This window comes from uncultured Clostridium sp. (assembly GCF_937920395.1).
GTDB lineage: Bacteria > Bacillota > Clostridia > Clostridiales > Clostridiaceae > Clostridium_AD.
Map to the genome: position 1 here is coordinate 1 of NZ_CALEVF010000105.1, position 6,240 is coordinate 6,240.

The following is a 6,240-nucleotide window of genomic DNA, read 5'->3' on the forward strand; positions in this document are numbered from 1 at the left end:
GGTTAGTATGACTGAATTATTATCAATGCTTACAACTACATTATACGAGGGGGGAGTTTATTTGAAATATATTTATGGTATAATATATTTAAAGACAAGTTTGAGGCGGTGTGTTAACATAAAAAGATTACAAAGGATTAGTTTTTTACTTATAATATTAATTATTCCAACATTTTTAATGTCTTGCGGTATAAATGATGAACCAGTCGAAAAAGAAACATATATGATGGGGACAATTATGAATTTTAAGATATATGGTAAAAATGCTCAGGTGGCAACTGCTTTGGCTTTAAAAAGAATAAGTAATATAGAAAGTAAAATGTCTGTTAACGTTAAAACTTCTGAAATTTCTAAATTAAATTCAAAAGCTGGAAAATCAGGGCAAAAACTTAGCTCAGATACATATTATGTAATAGAAAAATCTATTGAATACAGTAAATTAACTGGTGGTGCTCTTGATGCAACTATAGAACCAATTGTTTCACTTTGGGGTATAGGAACAGATAAGGAGCGATTACCTTCAAAAAATGAAATTAACGGTAAATTAAAGTTAGTTAATTACAAAGATATTGCTCTAGATAAGAAAAATTCAACAGTTAAGTTAAATGGAATCAATCAAGCTATGGACCTTGGTGCTATAGCAAAAGGATATACGGCAGACGAGGTGAAAAAGGTCTTATTAAATAATAAAATTAATAGTGCGCTTATAAATCTAGGTGGTAATGTTTATGCTATAGGAACGAATCCTGATGGGGATGATTGGAATATAGGTATACAGAATCCATTAAGTACACGTGGTGAATATTTAGGAACGATTAGTGTTACAGATAAATCGATAGTTACATCAGGTAATTATGAGAGATTTTTTATTAAGGATGGAATAAGGTATCATCACATATTTGACCCTAAAACTGGATACCCAGCTGAAGAAGGTCTTATAAGTACAACAATAGTATCAGATAAGTCAATTGATGGTGATGCTTTATCTACAAGTACTTATATTTTGGGACTAGATAAAGGTATTAAACTGGTAGAGTCAATTAAAGGCGTAGAGGCTATTTTTGTAACAAAGGATAAAAAAGTATATGTTACGCCAGGACTTAAAAATAACTTTAAATTAACAAGTAAGGAGTTTACTTATGAAAAAGGGAGATAAGATAGTTGGAATAATACTTTTGATTATTGTGTTAATAACAACAGGGGGCACTTTAATATACAAAAACTCAATTAAAGGGTTAGAAAACATTGCAGTTATTAAACGCGATGGCAAGGTAATTAAAACTATTGATTTAAATAAGGTAGTGAAGCCAGAAGAATTCACTTTAAAAACAGAGAATGGTGATTACAATACAATAGCAGTTAAACATAATAGCATTAGAATAATAGATGCTAATTGTCCTAACAAATTATGTGTTAAGAGTGGATGGATTACAAAGCCTGGTGAGATGATTGTGTGTTTGCCTTATAAAGTTATTATTAATATTGAGGCAAAAGCAGATCAGGATATAGATGGTGGAACATTTTAAAATGAAGAAAATGTAGGTGTAAATATGACAAAAACTAAAAGAATGGTTTTGCTTAGTATGTTGGTTGCAATAGCCTTAGTTATCTATTTAATTGAGGGTCAGATACCAGTTCTATTCCCAGGTATAAAATTAGGACTTGCTAATTCTATATCCTTAGTTGCATTGATTTTACTTGGGTGGAGAGAAGCATTTCTAATAATGATTTTAAGAACATTATTGGGTTCTATGTTCGGTGGAGGTATGTCAGCATTTATTTTTAGTCTTGCTGGAGGTATCCTTAGCAATATAGTAATGGTACTACTTTATAACTATCTTAGAAAATATATAAGTATACCTACAATTAGTGTTTGTGGTGCTGTATTTCATAACATAGGGCAGTTACTTGTAGCAGGATTTATAATCAATGACTTAAGAATATATGTGTATTTACCAGTATTACTAGTTGCAGCGATTGTTACAGGATATTTTATTGGAATTTTATCTAGTATATTAAAAGATAGATTAGAAAAAATATTGCCACGTTTATAGATGGGAAAAAGCATGGAATTTCTCATGTGTGCCTATCAATAAGAATTCAAAACAAGAAATTCTATTAAGAAATTCTAATCTTTTGCATATGTAAAATTCTCTATCGCTCACACTCAGCGTCCTGCTTCGGGTTCGCTAGACTGCCGTCCTGGCAGTCTTACGAGAATTTTATATTTGCAAAAGAAGGATTACAAAACAGAATCCTAATTGTTTTTTCACTTCTTATTGAAAGTCACTTAAGAAAAATTTCATACTTATTATTAAGCTACAATTATAAAAGTTCGTTATCGCGCGTATTAGGGGGAAAATAACAATTATTAATTGTTATGTTCAATTCGTATTTAACAAAAGAGATACTAAAAAAAATTTAGTATCTCTTTTGTTAAATATATTTGTTTGAAAAACTATGAGTTTAATATGGTATAATTATTATTGATGAATAGACTATATTTACACGGAAATACAATTGAAAAGGTTAGGTGAATATGGAAAAGAATAGTTTGAATAATTTAGAAATTAATAGCGTGAATTTAGACATTAATGAAGATATAATTAGCAGTCTAAAAACAGAAATATATAAGAGGGACAGGTTTAAATATAATTCTAATGTTGTTACTGTCCCAAATTACTTTTATAGATTTATAGGTATAAAAAATAGTGAAAAAGAGTATTATGAAAATTTATATAGGTTAGACAAAGAGTTAAGTCAGGGTGGGTCATCTTATATTAGATTTAGTGAAGGTTTGGATAAAGATATCAGTATAAGGTTACAAAATGTATTGAATGATATCTGGACAAGGGTATTTTCTATGGAAGTTATAGATGTGTCTTTAATTATAAATTTAATAAGTGATAATGGATTTTTTCCGGAACTTGCGAATAAAGTAATGCTTGCACAAATTAAGAATAATTTGAAGGGTCTTATAGAATATTATATTAAGAGTAATGAGTTAGTTAATAACGATGATATTAAATTAATTGTAAACTATAATATGCATTGGTTATACACTTATTCTAAACAGTTATTTGATAATTTCGATTATACTAGGATTAATCCAAAGGTGATTTTTTATGGTGATATTTCAAAAGCGGAGGTATTTTATTTAATATTATTATCAACACTCGGTTGTGATATTCTATATTTTAATCCGAAAAATTCTGGATTATTTAAAGAAATTGATAAATTTAATTCCTTTTCTAGGGAGATAGTCTATAATTTTAAATGTGAAATAAAGCCTTTCCCGAGCAATAGTGAGGATAGAATTAAGACTACTGCATTTAGTGCGAGGGAGGAGTTAGATAAAACTTTATATACAAATGATTCTGGGTTTTATAGGCCTTGGCAGTTTGCAGATTATGATGTTGAGGCAGTTACCCTTAATACCACCTATGAGGAAATATATATATGGATTAAGGAAAAAGCAAGTATAAGAGATGGATTTACTGTAAAAGGGGCAACTGTAGTTTTACCTAATATATTTTCTAAAATTTGTGGGATACATGAAAATATTGATGTTTATTGGAAAGAAATTAATGGTATAATAACTCAGAAATTTACTAAATTCTATAATGAATTACCCATAATGGATACTGTACATTTAGAATATGGAAAGTTTGATCAAGTATATCCTAATAATAGTTTTTCAAAATTTGATGTTACAGAAATGATTAATTCATCTTGGTGGAAATACAAGGGGCTTAGGTCTGGACTTCAGAGGAATATGGCAGAAAAAATTAAAGACTTGTGCCTTAACCCTATAATAATAAATGTTGAAAATGAAGATTTAAGGGATTTACAAGTGGACATTTTTTCAGTCCTAATAAATTTAGATAAGGAAATTTTAGAACTTTTGCAATCATTTGATTACCCAGAAGAGGTTCCGAAGATTGTAATTTATAATAATGAAGAAAATGGAAATCTATCTTTTGAAGATTGTATAATGCTAGCATTTATGGATTCTATGGGAATAGATATTATTATTTATAATCCTTCAGGATATAATGATATAGAAAATTTTATTAATCCTGATCAATATGATATACACAGACTAGAGAATGTTAGTTTTAAGTTGCATTTTAAAAAAAATGCGGATAAGAAAAAAGGATTTTTTAAAAATTTATTTAATAGCTAGTAGGTATCATAAATTAATTATTTTCAAGTAAGACATATGGTGTAAAAATAAGTCCCAATATATAAGAGGAGTGAAATCATGGAAAAAGTTGATCAAATACTTAAAATAGAGGATGAGAGTATTGGAAATGAGATAATAGAAAAAAAGGCAACAAGTATAATGCAACAGCTTAAAACTTCACCTGAAGTTATACAGATAGCATCTAAAATAAATATTAAAGATGCAAATGCTGTATTAGAATTTGGTAATGAACCAGCACTTCAAATATCGAAATTTGCCGATCAAATATTAAACTCTATCAAAACCAATAGTATTGAAAATTCTGGAGTTATGATAAAAGAACTTACAAGTATAATGAAAAAATTTGATAAGCAAGATTTTGAGGATGAGAAAACTGGATTTTTTGCTAAGTTATTTAGTAAACCAAGTCAAGCAATTGACAAAATGATGGGTAAATATAAAACCATTGGTGGAGAAATAGATAAGATATATACACAGCTTAGTGTATATAAAAGAGAAATAAATAGTGCTAATTTATTACTTGAAAACCTATATAATCAAAACTTTGAGTATTATGGAGAATTAGAAAAATACATCACTGCAGGTAATATGGTAGTCGAAAAATATGAGACTGAAGACATTCCAAAACTTGAAGCACTAGCAGCAAATGGTGAACAAATAAATTCAATAAATTATGAGAACGCTAAAGCAACTCTTGAAATGTTAAAACAAAGGATATACGATTTGGAAATGGCTAAGATGGTATCACTTCAGACTGCACCTCAAATTAAAATGATTCAAAGAGGAAATTATAAGTTGATATCAAAAGTACATTCTGCTTTTATAATAACTATACCAGTATTTAAAAATGGAATAATTCAAGCTATTGCACTTAAAAAGCAAAGGTTAGTATCGGATTCACTAGCAGAGCTTGATAGGACTACTAATGAATTATTAATGAAAAATGCGGAAAGCATAAGGATGCAAAGTGTTGATATAGCAAAACTTGCTGGAGGAACAAGCGTGAAAATTGAAACACTAGAAAAAACTTGGAATACTATTATGCAGGGGATAGAGGAAACAAAGAGCATTGAAGATGAAAACAAAAAGTTAAGAGAAGTTGGAATAGTTAAAATACACGAGATGACAGAAAAAATAAAACAAAAATCTTTAAGTTAAGGATATAGAAGACATAGAGAAGTAAAGCATGCAAAACGAAAAAAATGAAGGTGATTATGTGGATTTGTTTGAATTACAAGCGGAAAAGAACTTATTAAAAGAAGCGCCACTTGCAGAAAGATTAAAACCTGGTAAATTAGAAGATTATGTGGGTCAAGAGCATATTTTAGGAAAGGGAAAACTTTTATGGAGAGCTATAAAAGCGGATAAAATAACCTCTTTAATACTTTATGGGCCACCAGGTACTGGTAAAACAAGTTTGGCTAAAGTTATTGCAAATACTACGAAATCTAATTTTGTTAGACTTAATGCAGTAACTGATGGGTTAAAGGAATTAAGAGAAGTGGTAACTCAGGCTAAGAATAATTTAGGAATGTACAATGCTAAGACAATATTATTTATAGATGAAATTCATAGATTTAATAAGGCCCAACAGGATGCATTATTGCCCTTCGTTGAGAAGGGTACATTAATTTTAATTGGAGCGACCACAGAGAATCCATATTATGAAGTTAATAATGCTTTAATATCTAGGTCTATGTTATTTAAATTGGAATCATTAAATGAGGATAATATTAAATGTATTATTTCAAGGGCGCTTAAAGATAAAGTTTCAGGCTTTGGTAACACTGATATTTGTTTGAATGAAGATGCAAAAAATTATATTGCTAGTATGGCAAATGGGGATGCGCGGCGTGCACTTAATGCCCTAGAATTATCAGTACTAACAACGGATAGAGGTATTGATGGCGTTATAAACATAACCATTGAGGTTGCAGAGGAATGTATGCAAAAGAAGCATATACAATATGATAAGAACAGAGATGAACATTACGATGTAATTTCTGCGTTTATTAAAAGTATGAGGGGGTCTG

Annotated in this window: 6 protein-coding genes; all 6 read left to right on the plus strand. The window is 29.4% G+C overall.

Annotation, left to right across the window (positions count from 1 at the left end; all coding sequences use genetic code 11):
- Window positions 1-178: 178 nt before the first annotated feature.
- Window positions 179-1,156 carry an FAD:protein FMN transferase gene (locus Q0649_RS09125; RefSeq protein ID WP_367179370.1) on the plus strand — a complete coding sequence of 326 codons (978 nt, stop codon included), beginning with the start codon at window positions 179-181 and terminating at the stop codon, window positions 1,154-1,156.
- Window positions 1,140-1,526, plus strand: coding sequence for a NusG domain II-containing protein (locus tag Q0649_RS09130; protein WP_298840560.1), 387 nt, complete (start codon window positions 1,140-1,142; stop codon window positions 1,524-1,526). The genes Q0649_RS09125 and Q0649_RS09130 overlap by 17 nt, the downstream gene beginning before the upstream one ends.
- A gap of 24 nt (window positions 1,527-1,550) precedes the next feature.
- Window positions 1,551-2,054 carry a Gx transporter family protein gene (locus Q0649_RS09135; RefSeq protein WP_298840563.1) on the plus strand — a complete coding sequence of 168 codons (504 nt, stop codon included), beginning with the start codon at window positions 1,551-1,553 and terminating at the stop codon, window positions 2,052-2,054.
- A 485-nt stretch (window positions 2,055-2,539) separates the two neighbouring features.
- Window positions 2,540-4,186, plus strand: coding sequence for a YceG family protein (locus Q0649_RS09140; protein ID WP_298840566.1), 1,647 nt, complete (start codon window positions 2,540-2,542; stop codon window positions 4,184-4,186).
- A 78-nt stretch (window positions 4,187-4,264) separates the two neighbouring features.
- Entirely contained in the window at window positions 4,265-5,365 is a 1,101-nt protein-coding gene (locus Q0649_RS09145) for a toxic anion resistance protein (RefSeq protein ID WP_298840568.1), read from the plus strand.
- A 28-nt stretch (window positions 5,366-5,393) separates the two neighbouring features.
- Window positions 5,394-6,240: AAA family ATPase (locus tag Q0649_RS09150; protein ID WP_367179369.1), on the plus strand; the 847-nt coding region annotated here is incomplete at its 3' end.